The organism is Comamonas sp. AG1104 (genome assembly GCF_003350425.1).
Classification (GTDB): Bacteria; Pseudomonadota; Gammaproteobacteria; order Burkholderiales; family Burkholderiaceae_C; genus Comamonas; species Comamonas testosteroni.
In genome coordinates, this window is record NZ_QQAS01000010.1 from 33829 (window position 1) to 55225 (window position 21397).

Consider the following 21397-nt stretch of genomic DNA (forward strand, 5'->3'; position numbering starts at 1 on the left):
GGTAAGCGATAGCAGCTATCAGTCTTGAGGTTTACCTCATTCAGCGTTGGGGAACGCTGTCACCCATGATGCGGCGATACCACTCATGGAAATGTTGCATGCCGTCTTCCATGGGGCTCTGATAGGGGCCGACCTCGTTGTCGCCGCGTTCATACAGGGCCTTGCGGCCGCCGTCCATGCGCTCGGCGATCTCGTCGTCCTCGATGCAGGTTTCCATGTAGGCGGCCTTCTGGGCCTGCACGAACTCGGGCTCGAAAGCGGCGATTTCCTCGGGGTAGAAGAACTCCACCACGTTCAGCGTCCTGTCCACGGCAAGCGGGTGCAGGGTCGAGACCGTGAGCACATGCGGATACCACTCCACCATGATGTGGGGGTAGTAGGTCAGCCAGATGGCGCCGCGATCGGGCAGCTCGCCATTGCGGTAGGCCAGCAGCACCTCGTGCCATTTTTTGTAGATGTCCGAGCCGGGGTTGCCGAAGCTGGGGGCCACGCCGACGGTCTGCACCGAGTACTCGCTGGCGAATTCCCACTTCAGATCGTCGCAGGTGACGAAGTTGCCCAGACCGGGGTGGAAGGGGCCGACGTGATAGTCCTCCAGATAGACCTCGATAAAGGTCTTCCAGTTGTAGTTGCACTCGTGCATCTCGACATGGTCGAGCACAAAGCCGTCGAACTGGAGCTGCTCGCGCAGCTTCATGCCGGCTAGGTCGGCCTCGATGTCGCGGCCGTTGTCCTCGAACAGCAGTCCGTTCCACTCGCGCAGACGGTAGTTGTTGAGGTTCAGGCAGGGGTCGTGGCTGAAATGGGGTGCGCCCAGCAACTCGCCGCTGGTGCTGTAGGTCCAGCGGTGCAGCGGGCAGACAATGTTGCCGCCGGCATGGCCCTTGCCCTCGGACAGTAGATTGCCGCGCCCCTTGAGCATCACGGCCTGGCGGTGGCGGCAGACATTGGAGATCAGCTCGATCTCGCCCTTGGCATTGCGCACCAAGGCGCGCCCCTCTTTTTCCTGAGGCAGGGCGTAGTAGTCGCCTATCTCGGGAACGGCCAGCTGATGGCCCACATAGCGCGGGCCGCGCTTGAAAATCGTTTCCAACTCGCGCTGGAACAGCGCTTCGTCGAAATAACTTGAAACTGGTAGTTGGCTTGCGGCCTGCTGCAGTTGAAGACTTAAATCAGTCATGGATGACCTGACCTAAAGACTCCCCACAGGGAGGGTGCACGTGCGCACACGGTAAAAAACGAAACCGGCCTTGTCTGGACACGGGCTTCAGGCAATAGGCGGTGGCTTGGACAGCCGACTCGTTTGCCCGACCGGATGACCAGGCACGGGGCCGGCTTGACGGGAATGGGATTATAGGCTGTGGGGTTATTTCCGTTTTTCTGGTACGTGTATTGACGTTATTTCGTCGATCTAGCGAAAAATCCTGTCAGCAAGATGCCAGCCGCGCGCAAACCTTGGCAGGTCGCCAAAAAGGTCGGCAAGAACGGCGCCGACCTGGCCGGAAGTCACAGCCAAGACATCTCTCTCCGGCCGGCTTTGCGGGCATTGCACGCCAATGGTGCAGGGACGCCTAAAATCGTCGTTTTCGTCCAACATAAGCCACACCCTCCATGCCCAAGGCCGCTGCCGTCAAAAAAACCGAACAGCCTGTCAGCTATGAAGCTGCTTTGCAGGAGCTGGAACAACTGATTGCGCAGATCGAGTCGGGTCAGCTGCCGCTGGAGCAGATGCTCAGCGGCTACCAGCGTGCAGCCGAGCTGCTCGGCTTTTGCCGCAGCCAGCTCGAAGCCGTGCAGGAGCAGGTCAAGGTACTGGATGAAGGCAAGCTGTCCGCCTGGACCCAGGACTGATCCCGGCGTCCGCGCTTTTTGCCTTGAAGATGCACCCATGAATGAATCAATGATTGCCCAACCATCGACGCCTTTGAACGAGGGCAAGCCTGCCCTGGATTTTTCCGTCTGGATGCAGGAGAGACTGGCGCGCACCGAAGATGCGCTGTCGCGCTGGGTGGGCATCAATGCACCTGCGGGCCTGGGTGAAGCCATGCGCTACGCCGTGCTCGATGGCGGCAAGCGCTTGCGACCGCTGCTGGTATGGGCGGCTGCCGAGGCAGTGGGCGGTCTGGCTGCGGCCACGCTGCGTGCAGGTTGCGCTGTTGAGCTGATTCACGCTTATTCCCTGGTGCACGACGACATGCCCTGCATGGACAACGACACCATGCGTCGTGGCAAGCCCACCGTGCATGTGCAGTTTGGGGAAGCCTCGGCACTGCTGGCCGGCGATGCTCTGCAGGCCCTGGCGTTCGAGCTGCTGCTGCCTGAAGACGACGGCATTCCCTGCTCCATGCAGGCCAAGCTTTGCCGTCTGCTGGGCGCGGCGGCGGGCAGCCAGGGCATGGCCGGCGGCCAGGCCATCGACCTGGCCAGCGTGGGCAAGCAACTGAGCGAGGCGCAACTGCGCGAAATGCACCGCCTCAAGACCGGTGCGCTGCTGCTGGGCAGCGTGCTCATGGGGGCTGCCTGCAATGCGCAGACCGACGTCAGGGCACTGGCTGCGCTGACCGACTACGGCCAGGCACTGGGCGTAGCTTTTCAGGTGGTGGACGACATTCTGGATGTGGTGGCCGACTCCGCAACGCTGGGCAAGACGGCCGGCAAGGACGCGGCCAATGACAAGCCCACTTTTGTGTCGCTTCTGGGGCTGCAGGCTGCGAGAGCCCATGCCGAGCAGCTGCGCCAGCAGGCTCATGCCGCCTTGACGCGCAGCGGTCTGGCCGACACGCAGGCCTTGGGTGCACTGGCCGATATGGTCGTGCAGCGTACCCACTGAGATTTAATAGAGAAGCCCTGTAATCCAGTATTGGTAAACACTAGCAGCTATTAAAAATATAGAACATGTCCACGAATACCTCTTCCCTGCTGCACAACATCAACGATCCCGCAGATATGCGCGGCCTCTCGCGCCCCCAGCTCAAGAGCCTGGCTGCAGAGCTGCGCACCTATGTGATCGACAGCGTCTCAAGGACCGGCGGGCACCTCAGCTCCAACCTGGGGACGGTGGAGTTGACCGTGGCGCTGCACTCGGTGTTCAACACGCCCTATGACCGCATCGTCTGGGATGTGGGCCACCAGACCTATCCGCACAAGATATTGACCGGTCGCCGCGATCGCATGGGCACGCTGCGCCAGTTCGGCGGCCTGTCCGGCTTTCCTCAGCGGGCCGAGAGCGAATACGACACTTTTGGCACAGCGCACTCGTCCACCAGCATCTCTGCTGCGCTGGGCATGGCTCTGGCCGCCAAGCAAAAGGGTGAAGACCGAAGGGCCATCGCCGTGATCGGCGACGGCGCAATGACGGCCGGCATGGCTTTCGAGGCGCTGAACAACGGCGGCGTGCATGATGCCAACCTGCTGGTCATCCTCAACGACAACGATATGAGCATCAGCCCGCCTGTGGGCGCGCTCAATCGCTATCTGGCCCAGCTGATGAGCGGTCAGTTCTACGCCAAGGCCCGCGATGTGGGCAAGAGCGTTCTCAAGCAGGTGCCGCCCTTGCTGGAGCTGGCCAAGCGTCTGGAGCAACAGGCCAAGGGCATGGTCGTGCCTGCCACCATGTTCGAGCAATTCGGCTTCAACTACATCGGTCCCATCGACGGCCATGATCTCGATTCGCTGATTCCCACACTGGAGAACATCAAGGGTCTCAAGGGCCCGCAGTTCCTGCATGTGGTCACCAAAAAGGGTCAAGGCTACAAGCTGGCCGAGGCCGATCCCGTGGCCTATCACGGCCCCGGGAAGTTCGACCCGGCAGTTGGTCTGGTCAAGCCGGCCACGCCTGCCAAGCAGACCTTCACCCAGGTGTTTGGTCACTGGCTCTGTGATATGGCGGCCAAGGACCAGCGTCTGGTCGGCATCACGCCCGCCATGCGTGAAGGCTCGGGCATGGTGGAATTCCACAAGCGCTTTCCCGGTCGCTACTACGACGTGGGCATTGCCGAGCAGCATGCAGTCACTTTCGCCGGCGGCATGGCCTGCGAAGGCGTCAAGCCCGTGGTGGCCATCTATTCCACTTTCCTGCAGCGTGCCTATGACCAGCTGATCCACGACGTCGCGCTGCAGAACCTGCCCGTGGTGTTTGCGCTGGATCGCGCTGGTCTGGTGGGCGCCGACGGCGCGACGCACGCCGGTGCCTATGACATCGCTTTTGTGCGCTGCATTCCCAATATGAGCATGGCCTGCCCGGCTGACGAACGTGAAACGCGCCAGTTGCTGAGCACGGCCTATGAGCAGCATCACCCCGTCTGCGTCCGCTATCCGCGCGGCGCCGGTGTGGGCGTGACTCCGCTGGAAAGTCTGGAAGGTCTGCCCTTCGGCAAGGGCGAGATGCGCCGCGAGTCGGCCTCCAAAAAGGTGGCGATTCTGGCTTTCGGCAGCTTGCTGTACCCTGCCTTGCAGGCCGCCGAAGCCTTGGATGCCAGCGTGGCCAATATGCGCTGGGCCAAGCCTCTCGATGAAGAATTGTTGCTCCAGATCGCCGCCGAGCATGAACTCATCGTTACGCTGGAAGAGGGTTGCATCATGGGCGGCGCTGGCAGTGCCGTCATGGAGAGCCTTGCCGCCCATGGCCTGAGCAAGAGCGTGCTGCAGCTGGGTCTGCCTGACGAGTTCATCGAGCATGGCGACCCCGCCAAGCTGCTAGCGCTGCAAGGGCTGGATGCGGCAGGCATCGAGGCCTCCATCCGCAAGCGTCTGGCTGCGGGCTGACGCAATATGGACATGGTTTGCGCAAGTCCAATGGATTGACACCGGGCCCTTCCATGAAGGGCCTTTTTCATTGCTTGTCGTCAAGAAAACTGACGGCAACCGCGAATCGCCACACGGCCGGCGTCTGCGTTCCTAGAATGCCTGTGGCTGCCGGCCTGTGATCAGGCTGCTGCAGCCGACTTTGCAATGGACAACTACTAGCGGAGAAATATTCATGGATCGTCGCTCACTCGTCAAACATGTGGGCATGGCCGGTGTGCTGGCAGCGGGCGTGGCTCCTGCAGTGCGCAGCCAGGAGGTGCTGCGCTGGCGCCTGGTGACGAGTTTCCCCAAAGTCCTTGATGCCATTTCTGGCGGGGCCGAGAAATTTGCCCAGTCGCTGCGTCTTATGTCGGGCGGCCAGATCGAGGTCAGCGTGCACTCTGCAGGCGAACTGATGCTCGCGTTTGGCGTGATGGAGGGGGTGCAGAACGGCGTGGTCGACATGGCTCTGACGGCACCCTACTACTTCACCGACAAGGACTACTGCTTTGCACTCGGGTGCGCCGTGCCCTTTGGTCTGACGGCGCGGCAGATGGATGCCTGGATGGAGTGGGGCGGTGGGCGCAAGCTCATGGATGATTTCTACGCGCAGTACAACATCAAGAGTCTGAGTGCCGGCAATACCGGCACGCAGATGGGGGGCTGGTACCGCAAGGAAATCAAGACCGTGCAGGATCTGCATGGTCTGCGCATGCGCGCTGGAGGTGGCTTGCTCGGCGATGCGCTGCAAAAGCTCGGCGTGCAGGCCGTCAACATGCCCATCGCTGATGCGCAGCAGGCACTGGAAAAGAACCGCCTTGATGCGGTGGAGTTTGTCGGCCCTTATGACGACCAGAAGCTGGGCTTCGGCAAGATCGCGCCTTACTACTACTATCCGGGCTGGTGGGAGGGCGGCGCCGAGCTGGCCTATTTCATCAACGCCAAGTCCTTTGCGGCCCTGACGCCTGAGCTGCGCGCCATGGTGGAGGCCGCAGCGGCGCTGGCCGCCAAGGATCTGACGGCCAAGTACCTTGCGTACAACCCCGCTGCGCTCAAGAAGCTGCTGAGTGAGCGCGTGCAGCTGCGAGCCTTTCCGCGCGAGCTCATGGATGCGGGCTTCAAGGCCGTGATGGCCACCATGGCCGAGCATGAGGCCAAGTCGGCATCGTTCAAGAAAATTCATAGAAGCATGCGCGGATTCCAGCATGACCAGTTGCTCTGGGATCGTTTCTCCGAGTTCCGCTATGCCAGCTATATGAGCGCGGTACGGCTGTAAGCATCGGTCGCTGCCTGCCGAGGCCTGATTTGATGCACCTCACTAGGTAGAACTTCTTAAGCGAACGGTCACTTTTTAGCGCTTGCGAAACGGTTGGCTCGTGTACATTTTGTGCCTGTTGCATAAAACAAGCTGGCATAGATCAGTGGTCTGTATCAGCTCAATTCGTTCCTCAAGGAGACTAAAGTGGATCGTCGTTCCATTCTGAAAAATGCCGGTATCGCTGGCGTGCTGGCTGCGGGTGCAGCACCTGCTGTTCACGCCCAGGCCGCTGTGCGCTGGCGCCTGGCCTCCAGCTTTCCCAAGTCGCTGGACACCATCTTCGGCAGCGCTGAAAAGCTGTCGCAACTGGTCAAGGCCATGTCGGGCGGCAAGTTCGAGATTTCGGTGCACCCCGCTGGCGAGCTGATGCCCGCTTTCGGTGTGGTGGATGCGCTGCAGGGCGATACCATCGACATGGCACAGACCGCTGCCTATTACTTCACCGGCAAGGATCCCATCTTCGCCTTCAGCTGCGCCGTGCCCTTTGGCCTGACCGCATTGCAGATGAACGGCTGGAAAGACCATGGCAACGGCCGCAAGCTGCTCGACGCCTTCTTTGCCAAGTACAACTTCAAGACCGCATCGGCCGGCAACACCACGACCCAGATGGGCGGCTGGTACCGCAAGGAAATCAAGACCGTGGAAGACCTCAAGGGTCTGAAGATGCGTCTGGGCGGCGGCGTGTTCGGCGAGGCCATGGCCAAGCTGGGCGTGGTGGCGCAGAACATGCCTGCTGGCGATGTCTACCAGGCTCTGGAAAAGGGTACGCTGGACGCCGTGGAATTCGTCGGTCCCTACGACGATGAGAAGCTGGGCTTCAACAAGGTTGCGCCTTACTACTACTACCCCGGCTGGTGGGAAGGCTCTGCCGAGCTGGAGTTCTTCATCAACATCAAGAAGTACAACGCGCTGTCGCCCGAGAACAAGGCGATCCTGGACGCTGCAACCCGCGTGGCTGCCGCCGACATGACCAGCAAGTACCAAGTGCTGAATCCTCAGGCCATCAAGCGCCTGGTGGCCAACAAGACCCAGCTCAAGATGTTCCCCAAGCCTTTGATGGACGCCGGCTTCAAGGCCTCCATGGAAGTGTTTGCCGAGCACGAAGCCAAGTCGCCCGAATTCAAGAAGATCCACCAGGACATGCGCGCCTTCCAGCGCGACCAGATTCTGTGGAACCGCTTCTCCGAGTACCCTTTCAATCAGTACATGGCGACTGCCAAGATCTGATTGCGCTCAGACTCCAGAGTGCCGGCGCCATGCGTCGGCTGCAAAAGAACCGCAGCAAGCTGCGGTTTTTTTCATGCGTCCGAAATGATGCGAGCCTGAGTTGAGCGGCTCCTGCGTAGGACAGCGCAAACAGCAAATCCTCCAGGGCTTCGACAAGTGCAGAGCCAAGGTCCATGGTCGCTTTCACTCCTCCTGCCAGGACTTGCGGGTCCGACATGAAGTGAACGACTTGCTGCAGCCCCACCTTATCGGGCTCGTTCTCATCGTCCCCATCAAACCAATCGTTGAACCAGTCGATGAGCGCATTGGAGGCCTTTTCTTCCGCCAGACCTTGCACTTGCAGCGACAGCCAGTCCCAGACAAAGGGCTGCAGCTCCACTGCGGAATCACCGAGGCGGAAATGAATGGGTTCGAATTCGAGCCGGGTCTGTGAATCCACCTTTGCAGGTTCTGCGCTGTTTTCCGATGCGGGGATGGCATCGACCAGGCAGGGCAGATTCCATGCACCTTCGGTAGCCAGCGTTCCATCGCTGTTGCGATAGGCCGCCTTCACATGAGAGTCCTGAGCATTGGCTGCCGGTGACAGCAGGTCAGCAATTCGGCGATGCTCATTGCGGTTTCCCGGGAAAGCAGCAAATCTATCACTCAGCAATCTCTGCTCAATGAAAAAGCCCCGGCTCTTGCGAGCCGGGGCTGTATCAGCGAAGGGGAGCCGATTTACTTGCTCGCAGGAGCTGCGTTCAGCGAATCCTGCAAGGCCTTGGCTGGGTCGTCCGAGCCATAGCCGCCCGCATCGGGCGCGGCCGGAGCAGGCTGGCTGCCATCGGCAGGGGCCTCTGGCGCAGCAGAGCCTTCTTCACCGCCTTCAGGCGCTCCGAAGGGGTTGTCTGCACCATAGCCGCCGCCAGCATCATTGAGCTGGTTGAGCATCTCGTCGCCCACCTTGTTCATGTCCACGACCACCGGTTTGTCGAGCGCGCCGGTCACGATGCCGGGGAAGGCGATCAGCACACCCACCATCACCAGCTGAATCAGCACAAAGGGCACGGCACCCTTGTAGATCTGCATGGTGGTGACGGGCTCAATGACCTTGTGCGTGACCTTGTCAACGTATTGCTTGTCCGGAGCGACCGAGCGCAGGAAGAACAGTGCAAAACCGAAGGGCGGATGCATGAACGAGGTCTGCATGTTCACGGCCAGCAGCACGCCGAACCAGATCAGGTCGATGCCCATCTTCTCGGCCACGGGGCCCAGCAGCGGAACCACGATGAACGAGAGTTCAAAGTAATCCAGGAAGAAGGCCAGGAAGAAGATCATGATGTTGACCACGATCAGGAAGCCAACCTGGCCGCCGGGCAGGCTGGTCAGCAGGTGTTCCACCCACTTGGGGCCGTCGGCGGCCTGGAACACCAGGCTGAAGGTGGTGGCGCCGATCATGATGAACATCACGAAGCTTGCCAGCTTGGTGGTCGAGGCCAGGGCCTGCTTGAGCAGATCCATGTTCAGGCGTCGGCGGGCAAAACCCATGATCAGTGCTGCCATGGCGCCCATGGCGCCGCCTTCGGTGGGAGTCGCAATGCCCAGGAAGATGGTGCCCAGCACCAGGAAGATCAGCAGCAGCGGTGGGATCAGCACAAAGGTCACGCGCTCGGCCAGCTTGGACAGCAGGCCCAGCTTGAGGACCCGGTTGAGCGCGGCGATCACGAAGGCGATGAAGGTGCCGCCGCACATGGCGGTGACGATCTTCTCGTCAGTGGCGACTTCGGTGACTTCCTTGCCCTGCCACCAGGTGTGCAGGTCGGCCATATGGCTGGCCAGGAAGATGGCCACGATGGTGGACAGGCCCATCACCACGACCAGCGAGGTATAGCCGGAGTTGCCGTTGGACTCGCGGTAGATGCGCGCCTCGGGCGGCAGTGCAGGCACGGTATGGGGCTTGAAGATGGCCAGGAATGCCACCCAGACCACGTACAGGCCCATGAGCATGAAGCCGGGAATGAAGGCGCCCTTGTACATATCGCCCACGCTCTTGCCCAGCTGGTCGGCCATCAGAATCAGCACCAGCGAGGGTGGGATGATCTGGGCCAGCGTGCCCGAGGCTGCAATCACACCCGATGCCAGGCGGCGGTCATAGCCGTAGCGCAGCATGATGGGCAGAGAGATCAGGCCCATGGAGATCACCGAAGCGGCAACCACGCCGGTGGTGGCGGCCAGCAGCGCGCCCACAAAGATCACGGCCAGCGCCAGACCGCCGCGGATCGGTCCGAACACCTGACCGACAGTGTCGAGCAGGTCCTCTGCCATGCCGGAGCGTTCGAGAATCAGGCCCATCAAGGTGAAGAAGGGAACGGCCAGCAAGGTGTCGTTGGCCATGATGCCGATCAGGCGCTGGGGCAGCCAGGCCATCACGGAGGAGGGAAACACCCCCAGTTCGATGCCCAGAAAGCCGAAGGTCAGGCCTGCGGCGCCCAGGCTGAAGGCCACGGGAAAGCCCAGCAGCAAAAAGCAGATCAGCCCCGCAAACATGATGGGGGCGTAGTTGGTAGCGATAAATTCCATCGATTGTCTCCCGCTACCGTTATGCCTTGGCCTGGGCGGCCAGCGCCTCAGCCTGCTTGCGATCGGCTTCGGCGCGCAGGGCCTCGGCCAGTTCTTCCTCGGCGCTCTTGTCGCTGAGCTTGCCCATGGGGTCGGGGCCGTCACCGGTCAGGAAGGCAATGCGCTTGATCAGCTCGGAGATGCCCTGCAGCAGCAGCAAGGTGATGCCTACAGGAATCGCCGTCCATACGGGCCAGCGGATCAGACCGCCGGGGTTGCCCGACATTTCTCCGGACTGGTACATCTGAATCACCACCGGCATGCTCAGCCACAGAATGGTCAGGCATAGCGGGGTGAGAAAGAAGGCAAAGCCGACGATGTCGATCCAGACCTGGGCCTTTTTGGACAGACGGCTGTTGATCACGTCGATGCGCACATGTTCGCGGTGCAGCAGGGTGTAGCCCGCCGCAATCAGAAAGGACCATGCGAACAGATACCACTGGACTTCCAGAAAGGCATTGGAGCTGGTGTCGAAGGCCTTGCGAACAATGGCGTTGGCGGCGCTGATGAAGGTGGCGGCAAATATCAGCCAGATTGAATATTTGCCGACGAAGGCGTTGAGCCTGTCGATAGCCCTGGACAGGGCAAGTAAAGCCTGCATGGTGTCTCCAAAAAGTAGGCCGTGTATGCGTCGCGCTGTTGGGCTGGTAAGCCTTAGGGCGATCTGAGTTTTTGAACCGAACTGGAGATTCTACGGACGCAGTTATGGTGTTTTTTACAAATACGCACGCAAATGTGGCGCCCGAGCGTCAGTTGTGTCTGCTATGCGCACGATAGCTGCAAGTGCATGGCTGGTGCCGCTTAGATGATTGTTTTATTGAGGTATTTTTGATTCTTGATGGGCTTTGATGCTAGTGGGCGCCTGCTGTCGTGGAGGGCGTCTATGTGCTGAAACTAGGGCAAATCCGGAGAGAGTCAAACTGCCTTGAATCCGGTTCAAGACCTCTTATTTGCTGGCCAGCCGGCGATAGAGCGTGGCTCGGCTCAATCCCAGATTGCGGGCTGCCACGGTTACATTCCCGTGAGCCTCCTGCATGGCCTGCTGAATCAGCAGCAACTCGCTGGTGCGCAGCGGCGTGGCCATGGCATTGGCAGGTATTTGCCGGCAGGCTGCGCCGGAACCCGTCATGACGGGGGCGCGCAGCAAGGGGCCGGCCTGTGCCAGCGCCAGCAGGCGCAGACCGGACCACAGCGGCAGTTGCAGTGGCGTCTCGGGCCGCTGGCGCGCATGCTCGATCAGATGGCTCCAGGGCAGGGCCAGCAGCTCATGGCTCTGAATGAGCGAATCCTCACCAGGGGCTTGCAGCGGACGTGGCACCAGTTGCCTGGCCACGGTATTGCTGCCCAGCAATCTGCCTTCGGCATCAAAGACCATCAGGCCTTCACCCTCCTGGCCCAGCGGCCCGCCTGGCCAGTTCACGCGCAGCAGCAGGGTGTGAGGCAGGGCCCGCAGCAATCGATCTTCGATGGCGCGTGCACAGCGCAGCGCCAGCAGCAGCAGCTCGGGGCGCTCGGGGACATCAATGCCGGTGATGTCCAGCATGCCCAGGCATTCGCCCTGAGGGCCGAATACCGGAGCACCTGCGCAGCTGTAGTCGCGCAGATCGTCAAAAAAATGTTCCTGCCGGTGCAGCCATACCGGGCTGAGCTCGGCCAGCGTCGCGCCTATGGCCGAGGTGCCCACGCCGCGCTCGGACAGGTCCACGCCGACCCGGCCAACGGCCAGCGCGCGCAGATCGCTGTGGTCGACGGGGCCTTGCACCTCCAGCGCCAGGCCCTGCGCATCGGTGAGCAGGCAGAAGTAGCGCATGGCGCCCACGGCCGCCACCAGTTGCGTCATGACCGGGCGCGCGGCCTGCAGCAGCAACTGGTGCCGATCCTGGGCGTGGCGCAGCGCATGAGGTCCAACCGCCTCGAACTCCACTCTTTGCGCGGGATGGCGCCCCTGGGCCATGCAGCGCTGCCAGGAGCGCCAGAGCCAGGGGGCAAGGCCAGACGGTATCAGCGCATGGGAGGAGTCCGCCTCCAGCAGCAGCTGCCTGGCCTGGACAAGGAGGGAGTGGCGTGAACCTGGATGGGCTGCGGCTTGCGCGGATGTGGCGAGGCTGGCGGGCGACATGCGGACTCCGGACAGTGTTTCATTTTGAGAATATCTGTGCGTACTGCGCCTGACTTGGGGGTCAACCCTAGCGCCTTGCATCGCGGTAACTGCCCACCATAGAGAGTGCGGTTGTGCTTTGTTACCCAACTCTTCGGATATAGGCAGGAGGCATCACGATGAATGTTCAGTTCACGGTCAATGGCCGCGCGGCCAGCATTGACGTCCCCCCCAATACCTTGCTGGTGCAGGCGCTGCGTGAACAGCTGCGCCTGACCGGCACCCATGTGGGCTGCGATACCAGTCAGTGCGGAGCCTGCACGGTGCTGGTCAATGGCAAGGCCATCAAGTCCTGCACCATGCTGGCCGTGCAGGCGCAGGGCGCCGAGGTCCAGACCATAGAGGGCATGGCCGCAGCCGATGGAGCCATGCACCCCATGCAGGCGGCCTTCAAGCAGTGCCATGGCCTGCAGTGCGGCTTCTGCACGCCCGGCATGGTGATGAGTGCGGTGGATCTGTGCCGCCAAAAACCTCAGGCCACCGATGCCGAGATCCGCGAACTGCTCGAAGGCAATATCTGCCGCTGCACGGGCTACCAGAACATCGTCGCCGCCGTCAAGGCGGGTCGCGACGGCATGAGCGCCGCTTGAGTCGCGCATCACAACTACAACTAGAAGAGGAGACACACCATGGGTGCATCTGACTTTTCCAAGCTGCCGCATATCGGCGAGCCCCTTTTGCGCCGCGAGGACGAGCGCTTTCTGACCGGCGCAGGCCAGTACACGGACGACATCACGCTGGGCGCACAGACCTATGCGGTGTTTGTGCGCTCGCCCCATGCCCATGCCAGGTTGCGCAGCGTCAACATCGATGCAGCCAAGGCAGCTGAGGGCGTAATCGGTGTTCTCACAGGGGCCGACGTGGCTGCAGCCGGTATCAACGGCCTGCCCTGCGGCTGGCTGATCACCAGCACCAATGGCGAGCCCATGAAGGAGCCGCCGCACCCGATTCTGGCCCTCGATACCGTGCGCTATGTGGGCGATCAGGTGGCTATGGTGGTTGCCGAGACCCTGCAGCAGGCACGCGATGCCGCGGAGCTGGTGGAGGTTGACTACGAGGTGCTGCCTGCGGTGGTGAATGTGGCCGATGCAGCGGGCGGCAAAAAGCCCGGGGCCGTGGTTCACGACATTGCCCCGGACAACCATTGCTACAAATGGGCGATTGGCGACAAGGCGGCTGTGGATGCCGTGTTTGCGGGCGCGGCCCATGTGACGCGGCTGGACCTGGTCAACAACCGGCTGATACCCAATGCGATGGAGCCGCGCGTGGCCATCGGCAGCTACAACCGCGCCATGGATGAGTACACGCTGTACGTGGCCAACCAGAACCCGCATGTGGAGCGGCTGCTGATGACGGCCTTCGTCATGGGGCTGCCGGAGAGCAAGGTGCGCGTGATTGCGCCTGATGTGGGTGGAGGCTTCGGCTCCAAGATCTTTCTGTATGCCGAGGATGTCTGCCTGACCTGGGCGGCCAAGAAGCTCAACCGCAATATCAAGTGGACGGCCGATCGCAGCGAATCCTTCCTGACCGATGCCCACGGCCGCGACCATGTCAGCCATGCCGAGATGGCCATGGATGCCGACGGCAAGTTCCTGGCCATGCGCGTGCATACCGATGCGAATCTGGGTGCCTATCTGTCCACCTTCGCCAGCGCCGTTCCGACGATTCTTTACGCAACGCTGCTGGCGGGGCAGTACACCACGCCGCAGATCCATATCGAGGTCGATGCCTGGTTCACCAACACCTCGCCCGTGGATGCCTACCGGGGCGCAGGCCGCCCCGAGGCCACGTACCTGCTCGAGCGCCTGGTCAGTCGCTGCGCCTGGGAAATGAATCTGTCCCAGGCCGAAATCCGCCGCCGCAACTTCATCACCAGCTTTCCCTATCAGACGCCGGTAGCGCTGCAGTACGACATCGGCGACTACAAAGCCTGCATGGATCAGGCCGAGCAACTGGCCGATGTGGCGGGCTTTGCGGCCCGGCGTGCCGCCAGCGAGGCCAAAGGCCTCAGGCGCGGCCTGGGCTACAGCAGCTATATCGAGGCCTGTGGTCTGGCGCCCAGCAATATTGCCGGGGCACTGGGCGCGCGTGCCGGCCTGTTCGAGTGCGGCGAGGTGCGCGTCCACCCCACAGGCAGCGTGACGGTGTTCACGGGCTCTCACAGCCACGGTCAGGGGCATGAGACGACTTTTGCCCAGGTGGTGGCGGCGCGGCTGGGCATTCCCGTCGAGCATGTCGAGATCGTCCATGGCGATACGGGCCGCGTGCCCTTTGGCATGGGAACCTATGGCTCGCGCTCCATCAGCGTGGGAGGGGCGGCCATCATGAAGGCGCTGGACAAGATCGAGGCCAAGGCCAAGAAGATCGCCGCGCACCTGATGGAGGCCAGCGACGCCGACATCGATTTCGCGGGAGGCGAGTTCACGGTGCGCGGCACCGACAGAAAGCTGCCGTTTGCCCAGATTGCGCTGACGGCCTATGTGCCGCACAACTATCCGCTGGACAAGCTGGAGCCGGGGCTGGACGAGACTGCTTTCTACGACCCCACCAACTTCACCTTCCCGGCCGGCACCTATATCTGCGAGGTCGAGGTGGACCCTGCCACGGGCGTGGTGCGCGTCGACCGCTTCAGTGCCGTGGACGATTTCGGCACCATCATCAACCCCATGATCGTGGAGGGTCAGGTTCATGGCGGACTGGCCCAGGGGATAGGTCAGGCGTTGCTGGAGAACTGCGTCTACGACCGTGACTCGGGGCAGTTGCTGACCGGCAGTTTCATGGACTACGCCATGCCCCGCGCCGACGATCTGCCCGACTTCAAGCTGGGCACGGTCTGCACGCCCTGCACTCATAACCCGCTGGGTACCAAGGGCTGCGGCGAGGCCGGGGCCATAGGCTCGCCGCCTGCCGTGATCAACGCCGTGCTCGATGCACTGCATTCGCTGGGTGTCAAGGATCTGGACATGCCTGCCAGCCCGCACCGCGTGTGGGAGGCCATCGATGCTGCGCGCCCCTGACCGCTGCCTGAACACCCCCGACTGAGAGGAAGAGAGGACAACACATATGTATGCCTTCAGTTACTCCAATCCCCGGACGCTGGATGAGGTGAGCGCTGCCAGCGGCCAGTTTCTGGCCGGCGGCCAGAGCCTGATTCCTTCCATGAAGTTGCGCCTGGCCCAGCCTGGCGCGATTGTGGATCTCAACCAGGTCGATGGTCTGGCGGGAATCCGCGTCAGCGGCGATCAGGTCGAGATCGGCGCCATGACCCGTCATGCCGATGTGGCGGCCAGCCGCGAGGTGCAGGCCGCCATTCCAGCGCTGGCCGAACTGGCAGGCGGCATTGGCGATCGGCAGGTGCGCGCGCGCGGCACGATTGGCGGCTCGCTGGCCAACAACGACCCTGCGGCCTGCTATCCCAGTGCGGTGCTGGGGCTGGGTGCCACCGTGGTCACGAACTGGCGCGAGATAGCGGCAGACGACTTCTTCCAGGGCATGTACACCACGGCACTGGAAGAGGGCGAGCTGATCAAGGCCGTACGCTTTCCGGTGCCCAGAAAGGCGGCCTATATCAAGTTCAAGCAGCCCGCGTCGCGCTTTGCGCTGGTGGGCGTTTTTGTGGCGCAGACGACGCAGGGCGTGCGTGTGGCCGTGACCGGCGCGGGGCTGTCGGTCTTCCGCCATGCGGGGCTGGAAGCCGCGCTCAACCAGAGCTTCACGGCCGCTGCGGCCGCTGCGGTGCTGATCGACGACAGCGAACTCAACAGCGATCTGCACGCCAGTGCGCGCTACCGGGCACAGCTGATCAGCGTCCTGACGCAGCGGGCGGTGGATCAGATGCTCTCTGCCTGAGCGGCTTGGCCGCTTTCCCCTCTCTCGCTTTGCTAGAGGGGGGCAGCAGCCTCGCTGCGGGGCGGCCCTTGCTTGCTGTCTCTTTCTTGCAGAGCGCCCTCGCCTGGTTTTGTACTGAATCTTGAAGAAAACTGGCTCTGGTCTATATGGATAAAGTGCAGGCAGCTATGAATACCGAAGTGAAGAGCGCTCTGCAGTCGGTGGATGGGCTGCTCGCCGCCTTGCAGGAGGTGGGTTATTTTGCGGACCGGCGTCTGGCCACGGCCGTGTTTCTGGCACTCAGGCTGCAGAGGCCCCTGCTGCTGGAGGGCGAGCCGGGCGTTGGCAAGACTTCGCTGGCCCAGGCGCTGTCCCAGGTGCTGGAGCGGCAGCTGATCCGGCTGCAGTGCTATGACGGACTGGAGCAGCGCGAAGCGCTGTATGAGTGGAATTACGCGGCGCAGCTGCTGTATCTGCGCGCGGCCGAGCTGCGGGGCGCGGCGGAGCTGGAAGCGGTCGAGCAGGAGGTCTATCAGCCGCGCTATCTGGTGCGCCGCCCTTTGCTGCAGGCCCTGCAGGCACCCGCGCCCGGCGCGGTGCTGCTGATTGACGAGGTGGACCGGGCCGACGAGCCTTTCGAGGCCTTTTTGCTCGAATATCTGGGCGAGTACCAGGTCAGCATTCCCGAGCTCGGGGTCGTCCGGGCTCAGGTGCCGCCCGTCACCATTCTCACGAGCAACCGTACGCGCGATCTGCATGATGCGGTCAAGCGCCGCTGCCTCTACCACTGGCTGGACTACCCCGAGCGCGAGCGCGAGCTGGCCATCGTCCAGTCCAAGGTACCCGAAGCCGGGGCGGCGTTGACCGAGCAGATCGCCCGTTTTGTGGACCGGCTGCGCAGCCGCCCGTTTGCCGATGCATTCGAGCGCACGCCCGGCATTGCCGAAAGCGTGGAGTGGGCCAAGGCGCTGGTGGCGCTCGACACCCTGGTCATAGACCCCGAGCTGGTGCACGAGACGGCGGGCATTCTGTTCAAGCAGCGTGAAGACGTGGCGGCGCTCACGCCAGAGCGTCTGCAGCAATTGCTGGAGCCCGATGCCACAGCCTGAGCTGCAAGCGCAGTCGCCAGTCCGACCCGCAAGCGTGAGCTGGTGGGGCGATGCTCGCAGCGGCAAGCTACCCGTCAATCTGCTGGGGTTTGGCCGAGCCCTGCGCCGCGCGGGGCTGGCGGTGGATGCCGAGCGCCTGGCATTGGCCCAGCAAGGCCTGATGCTGGTGGGCATGAGGCGTGAGGACGTGGCTGCCGCGCTGGAGGCTGTGCTGGTTTCGCGTGAACAGGACCTGGCGGTCTTTCGCGAGCTGTTTGCGGCCTACTTCCGCAACCCCGAGGTGGCCCAGCAGCTTTTGAGCCAGTTGCTGCCGGGCGCGCCGGAGGCTGCCAGGCCGCGTCACAGGCCGCGTGTGCAGGAGGCCTTGACGGCGATTCGTGCCGCACAGCAAAAAACTGCGAGCGAGGAGCTGACGCTGGATGCCGCCATGTCGGCCAGCGACCGGCACAGGCTGCAGCATGCGGATTTCAATCAGCTCAGTGCCAGCGAGTACCGCCTGGTCCAGCAACTGGCGCGCGATATCCGTTTGCCGCTGCCCAGCTATCGCAGTCGCAGAAGCGAGTTGCGCGCCTCGGGACTGCGGGTGCACTGGCCCGCCAGCCTGAAAGCTGCGGCAGTCACGGGCGGCGAGCTGGCACTGCTCAAATGGCGCAGGCGCAAGCGGCTGCCCATGCCCTGGCTGGCGCTGGTCGATGTGTCGGGCTCCATGGAGCGTTATGTGCGTCTGTTGCTGGCATTTCTGCACCAGGCCACCAGCCCTCGGCGCTATCCGCAGCTGCGCCGCCATGTTTTCAGCATGGGAACCTGCCTGCAGGAGCTCAACCGGGCTTTTGCTCACAGCGACCCCGATGCCATGCTGGCCCAGCTCAATCGCGACATTGACGATTTCGGCGGCGGTACCTGCCTGGGGGAATGCCTGGCGCAGCTGCGCCGGCAGCAGGCGCGCCATCTGGTGGGCAGGCGTACCCTGGTGCTGCTGGTCAGCGACGGGCTGGATACCGGCGACAGTGCGCTGCTGGAGCGGGAGCTGCAGTGGCTGGCACGGCACAGCGCGCGCATTGTCTGGCTCAACCCCTTGTTGCGCTTTGACGGGTATGCACCGCTGGCCAAAGGCGCGCAGGTACTGCATCGTCACAGCCATGCCATGCTGGCCGTGCACAACCTGCAGTCGTTGCAGCAACTGGCTGCCCACCTTGCGAAGCTGCTGCAGCTGCCGCACCGAGATTGAAAAAGGAGAACACCATGGAAATGCATGCCAGCCGCCCTCTTGCCGTGAGCCAGCAGCAGGCCTGGGAGGCGCTCAACGATCCGCAAACCTTGCAGCAATGCCTGGCCGGCTGCGAGAAGTTCGAGGATGCGGGCGATGGCTCCTATGCCGTGATCATGTCCGTGAAGATCGGTCCGGTATCGGCCAAGTTCAACGGCCGGGTCACGCTGTCGGATGTGCAGCCGCCCAAGAGCTACACGATCGCCTTTGAAGGGCAGGGCGGAGTGGCCGGCTTTGGCAAAGGCCAGGCCAAGGTGGATCTGACTCCCACCGATGAGCGCCACTGCGAGCTGCAGTACGAGGTGCAGGCCCAGGTCGGCGGCAAGATTGCCCAGCTGGGCCAGCGCCTGATCGACGGTGCAGCCAAGAGCATGGCCGAGGATTTCTTTGCGCGCTTCGAAGCCTTGATGCAGCAGCGCCACGCTAGCGAGAACCCCGAAGACGAAGGCGGTTCAGAGGAGCTGGATACACGCTCCTGGGAGCACGACGCGGCTTCCACCAGCTACGCCCCGCTGGACGCCACACCTTCGGCGCCACCGCGCGAATCGTCTGGCATCCCCGTCTGGGCCTGGGGCCTGGGAGCTGTCATCGTGCTGGGCGCGCTCTGGCTGCTGACCCGCTGACCAGCGCGTGAATAAAAAAAGCCCCTGAGCCTGAGGCCAGGGGCTGGGTGCAGGTGGCTTCGCCTTACTGAGGCTGGGCGTGGAAAGCCTTGTTGGCAATCTTCCAGCCCTGCTCGGTCTTGAGCAGCACAAAGTAGTCGGTAAAGGTCACGGCACCATGGAAGAGCGTGACCTTGGCCATGGCGGCCGTGCCCACGATGTCCAGGGAGTCGATGACGCGGCGACGCGTGGCTTCGTCGGCAGCAGGCGTGTTCTTGAAGCGCTGGCAGTAGAAGTCCAGATCCCAGGAAGTCAGCGGGCCTTCGCGCACGGACTCCAGCCGGGCCGTGGGCATGAAGGCTGCACGCATATGCTCGGCATTGTCTTCGGCATGGCCGCGCATGTACAGCTCCAGCGGCACGCGCACGGCGGCTTCTTCAGGGTGATTGGTCAGGCGTTCGGTGGTCATATGGGTTTCTCCTTGGAGCCGGATTCCCTGCGCCGCATGGCGGACGCAGCAATGGCAGTGTCAGCCGCCAAGCATGAGGCCTGAAAACACCGTCATTGCTGCTATGAAAGTCAGCACTGTTTAAGTCTCCGAATGGGGAACTTCAGCAGGTAAACCCAAGGTAAAGCGGGGGTAAATGCAGGCAAAGCCGGCGCTGCCTGACCCGGGGTTTGATTGCAACTGGATACCATTGGCGCCAATTCAGGCTCGAAATTCCTGCGCTCAACCATGTCCAGCTCATCCAAATTGCACCTCAATCGTCATTCTTTACAGCAGGGCAAGGTCCGGCCCGCGATTCTTGCCAGTGTGGTGCTCGCTGTGGCTGCCGCTGGCGGTGGCTATTGGTGGTACACGCAAAAACAGGGTGCAAGCGGTGACACGTCTGCGTCCGCAGCTCCCAAGCAGGGAGCGGGCGGGCCCGGTGCACGCGCAGGGCGCAATGGTCGCGCAGGGCCGGGCGGCCCCGGTGGCATGAGCCAGGCTCAGCCCGTGAGCGTAGGCGTGGTGGAGCAACGCGACATGCGCGTGCTCGTCAGCGCCATCGGCACCATGAATGCACGCGCCACGGCCGTGGTGCGCGCCAAGGTCTCGGGGGAGCTGCTCAAGCTGCACTTCAAGGAAGGTGACGAGGTCAAGGCGGGTCAGTTGCTGGCCGAGATCGACCCGCGCAGCTTTGCTGCCTCGCTGGCGCAGGTGCAGGGCTCTCTGGCACGCGACCAGGCCCAGCTCAAGAATGCGCAGCTGGATCTGCAGCGCTACAAGGAACTGCAGGCCCAGGACTCGATTGCCCGCCAGCAGGTCGATACCCAGGCCGCGCTGGTGCGCCAGCTGCAGGGCACGGTGGCGGCTGACCAGGGCCAGGTCGATGCGGCCAAGCTGCAGCTGAGCTATACCAGGATCACGGCTCCCATCTCGGGTCGCCTGGGCCTGCGCCAGGCCGACCTCGGCAATGTGGTCAATCCTTCTGATACCAACGGATTGGTGACGATCTCCCAGATTCGCCCCATCGACGCCGTCTTCTCCATTCCCGAAGCCCATGTCGGCACGCTGGCCCAGCAGTTGCGCGAGGGCAAGCTCATGCCCGTAGAGCTCTGGGACCGCGAGCAAAAGCAGATGCTGGCCAAGGGCCAGCTCAATGCGCTGGACAACACCATCGACACGACCACGGGAACGGTCAAGGCCAAGGCCTCGTTCGACAATGCCGAGCGCAAGCTGTTCGCGAATCAGTTCGTCAACGTCAAGCTGCAGCTGCGCCAGATCGATCAGGCGTTGGTCGTGCCCGCGAATGCGGTGCAGAACAATTTTGTCTATCTGGTCAAGCCCGACAACACGGTCACTCAGCGCAAGATCACCGTGGGCGTGACGGACGGTGACTATGTCAGCGTGCGCGGCGAGCTGGAGCCCGGCGACAAGGTGGTGACCGACGGTATCGACCGCCTGCGCGAAGGAGCCCAGGTGACGGTGGTGGACTCCGAAAAAGTCAAGAAGGTCGACCAGGCCGTGCAGGATGCCGCCAACCAGCCGCGGGGCATGATGCGAAACCTCAGTCCCGAGCAGCGTGAAAAAGTCGCCAAGATGACGCCCGAGGAACGCAAGGAGTTCTTCCAGAAGCTGCGCGCCGAGCGCGGCGGTAATGGCAGCAGTGGCGGCAATGCGGGCCCAGGCCCCCGTGGTGCGGACGCCCGTGGCGATCAGCCGCGTGAGGCGCAGGGCAGTCCCTCCAAGCCGGACGCCAAGGCCGATGCGAAGCCGGATGCCAAGCCTGCAGCTGGGAACGAGGCCAGGCCTCAGGCCGGCGCCGAGCGTGGTGACGGCAGCGAGGGCCGAGCCGAGAGAGCCGAGGGCCGGGGTGACCGTCCCCAGCTGACACCCGAGCAGCGCGCCAAGCTGGAGGCCCTGTCGCCCGAAGAGCGTCGCGCCTTCTTCCAGAAGCTGCGCGCCGAGCGCGAAGCCAATGGTCAGACCGGCACGGCCGCCGGCGGCACGGGCCGCTGAGC

At 62.8% G+C, this 21397-nt stretch carries 18 protein-coding genes; 12 read left to right on the plus strand and 6 right to left on the minus strand.

Annotated elements, in window-relative coordinates; all coding sequences use genetic code 11:
- Window positions 1-40 precede the first annotated feature (40 nt).
- Window positions 41-1180: an aromatic ring-hydroxylating dioxygenase subunit alpha gene (locus DFO48_RS21995; RefSeq protein WP_003078766.1), complete on the minus strand. Its 1140-nt coding sequence runs from the start codon at window positions 1178-1180 to the stop codon at window positions 41-43.
- Window positions 1181-1611: 431 nt separating this feature from the next.
- Here DFO48_RS21995 and xseB point away from each other — a divergent pair, with 431 nt between their 5' ends.
- The 5 genes from xseB (at window position 1612) to DFO48_RS22025 (ending at window position 7330) form a co-directional block, all read left to right on the plus strand.
- Window positions 1612-1851, plus strand: coding sequence for an exodeoxyribonuclease VII small subunit (xseB, locus tag DFO48_RS22005; protein WP_114864764.1), 240 nt, complete (start codon window positions 1612-1614; stop codon window positions 1849-1851).
- A gap of 37 nt (window positions 1852-1888) precedes the next feature.
- The gene (locus DFO48_RS22010; protein WP_114864765.1) at window positions 1889-2830 is read left to right on the plus strand and encodes a polyprenyl synthetase family protein; all 942 of its coding nucleotides are present in this window, start codon (window positions 1889-1891) and stop codon (window positions 2828-2830) included.
- Between the two features lie 65 nt (window positions 2831-2895).
- Complete coding sequence (gene dxs / locus DFO48_RS22015) at window positions 2896-4764, plus strand: 1-deoxy-D-xylulose-5-phosphate synthase (protein WP_114864766.1); 1869 nt, start codon at window positions 2896-2898, stop codon at window positions 4762-4764.
- Between the two features lie 214 nt (window positions 4765-4978).
- Window positions 4979-6061 (plus strand): ABC transporter substrate-binding protein, encoded by a 1083-nt coding sequence (locus tag DFO48_RS22020; RefSeq protein WP_114864767.1) that lies wholly within the window; start codon window positions 4979-4981, stop codon window positions 6059-6061.
- A 186-nt stretch (window positions 6062-6247) separates the two neighbouring features.
- Window positions 6248-7330 carry a TRAP transporter substrate-binding protein gene (locus tag DFO48_RS22025; protein WP_003069176.1) on the plus strand — a complete coding sequence of 361 codons (1083 nt, stop codon included), beginning with the start codon at window positions 6248-6250 and terminating at the stop codon, window positions 7328-7330.
- Here DFO48_RS22025 and DFO48_RS22030 read toward each other — a convergent pair.
- From DFO48_RS22030 to DFO48_RS22045, 4 genes are all read right to left on the minus strand, one after another.
- Window positions 7299-7883 carry a hypothetical protein gene (locus tag DFO48_RS22030; RefSeq protein ID WP_233506490.1) on the minus strand — a complete coding sequence of 195 codons (585 nt, stop codon included), beginning with the start codon at window positions 7881-7883 and terminating at the stop codon, window positions 7299-7301. The two genes, DFO48_RS22025 and DFO48_RS22030, sit on opposite strands and share 32 nt — an antisense overlap.
- A 164-nt stretch (window positions 7884-8047) precedes the next feature.
- Window positions 8048-9889, minus strand: coding sequence for a TRAP transporter large permease subunit (locus DFO48_RS22035; RefSeq protein ID WP_003078780.1), 1842 nt, complete (start codon window positions 9887-9889; stop codon window positions 8048-8050).
- 19 nt (window positions 9890-9908) lie between these two features.
- Entirely contained in the window at window positions 9909-10529 is a 621-nt protein-coding gene (locus DFO48_RS22040) for a TRAP transporter small permease subunit (RefSeq protein WP_042438194.1), read from the minus strand.
- Between the two features lie 345 nt (window positions 10530-10874).
- Window positions 10875-12047 carry a helix-turn-helix domain-containing protein gene (locus tag DFO48_RS22045; protein ID WP_114864768.1) on the minus strand — a complete coding sequence of 391 codons (1173 nt, stop codon included), beginning with the start codon at window positions 12045-12047 and terminating at the stop codon, window positions 10875-10877.
- Window positions 12048-12205: 158 nt separating this feature from the next.
- Between DFO48_RS22045 and DFO48_RS22050 the strand changes: the two genes are divergently transcribed.
- The 6 genes from DFO48_RS22050 to DFO48_RS22075 all read left to right on the plus strand — a co-directional run bounded on the left by DFO48_RS22050 (window position 12206) and on the right by DFO48_RS22075 (window position 18913).
- Window positions 12206-12676: a (2Fe-2S)-binding protein gene (locus DFO48_RS22050; protein WP_003078784.1), complete on the plus strand. Its 471-nt coding sequence runs from the start codon at window positions 12206-12208 to the stop codon at window positions 12674-12676.
- 39 nt (window positions 12677-12715) lie between these two features.
- Window positions 12716-15103: a xanthine dehydrogenase family protein molybdopterin-binding subunit gene (locus DFO48_RS22055; protein ID WP_114864769.1), complete on the plus strand. Its 2388-nt coding sequence runs from the start codon at window positions 12716-12718 to the stop codon at window positions 15101-15103.
- A 46-nt stretch (window positions 15104-15149) separates the two neighbouring features.
- On the plus strand, window positions 15150-15935 hold the full coding sequence (locus DFO48_RS22060) for a xanthine dehydrogenase family protein subunit M (protein WP_003078788.1): 786 nt from the start codon (window positions 15150-15152) through the stop codon (window positions 15933-15935).
- A 167-nt stretch (window positions 15936-16102) separates the two neighbouring features.
- Window positions 16103-17023 carry a MoxR family ATPase gene (locus DFO48_RS22065; RefSeq protein ID WP_114864770.1) on the plus strand — a complete coding sequence of 307 codons (921 nt, stop codon included), beginning with the start codon at window positions 16103-16105 and terminating at the stop codon, window positions 17021-17023.
- Window positions 17010-18251: a VWA domain-containing protein gene (locus DFO48_RS22070; RefSeq protein ID WP_114864771.1), complete on the plus strand. Its 1242-nt coding sequence runs from the start codon at window positions 17010-17012 to the stop codon at window positions 18249-18251. Before DFO48_RS22065 ends, DFO48_RS22070 begins: the two co-directional genes overlap by 14 nt.
- A 14-nt stretch (window positions 18252-18265) precedes the next feature.
- The gene (locus tag DFO48_RS22075; protein ID WP_003078795.1) at window positions 18266-18913 is read left to right on the plus strand and encodes a CoxG family protein; all 648 of its coding nucleotides are present in this window, start codon (window positions 18266-18268) and stop codon (window positions 18911-18913) included.
- 64 nt (window positions 18914-18977) lie between these two features.
- Here DFO48_RS22075 and DFO48_RS22080 read toward each other — a convergent pair whose 3' ends face one another.
- Window positions 18978-19361, minus strand: coding sequence for a nuclear transport factor 2 family protein (locus DFO48_RS22080; protein WP_003078797.1), 384 nt, complete (start codon window positions 19359-19361; stop codon window positions 18978-18980).
- A 267-nt stretch (window positions 19362-19628) separates the two neighbouring features.
- Here DFO48_RS22080 and DFO48_RS22085 point away from each other — a divergent pair, with 267 nt between their 5' ends.
- Window positions 19629-21395, plus strand: a complete 1767-nt coding sequence (locus tag DFO48_RS22085) for an MdtA/MuxA family multidrug efflux RND transporter periplasmic adaptor subunit (protein ID WP_114864816.1) — start codon at window positions 19629-19631, stop codon at window positions 21393-21395.
- The last annotated feature ends 2 nt before the right edge of the window (window positions 21396-21397 follow it).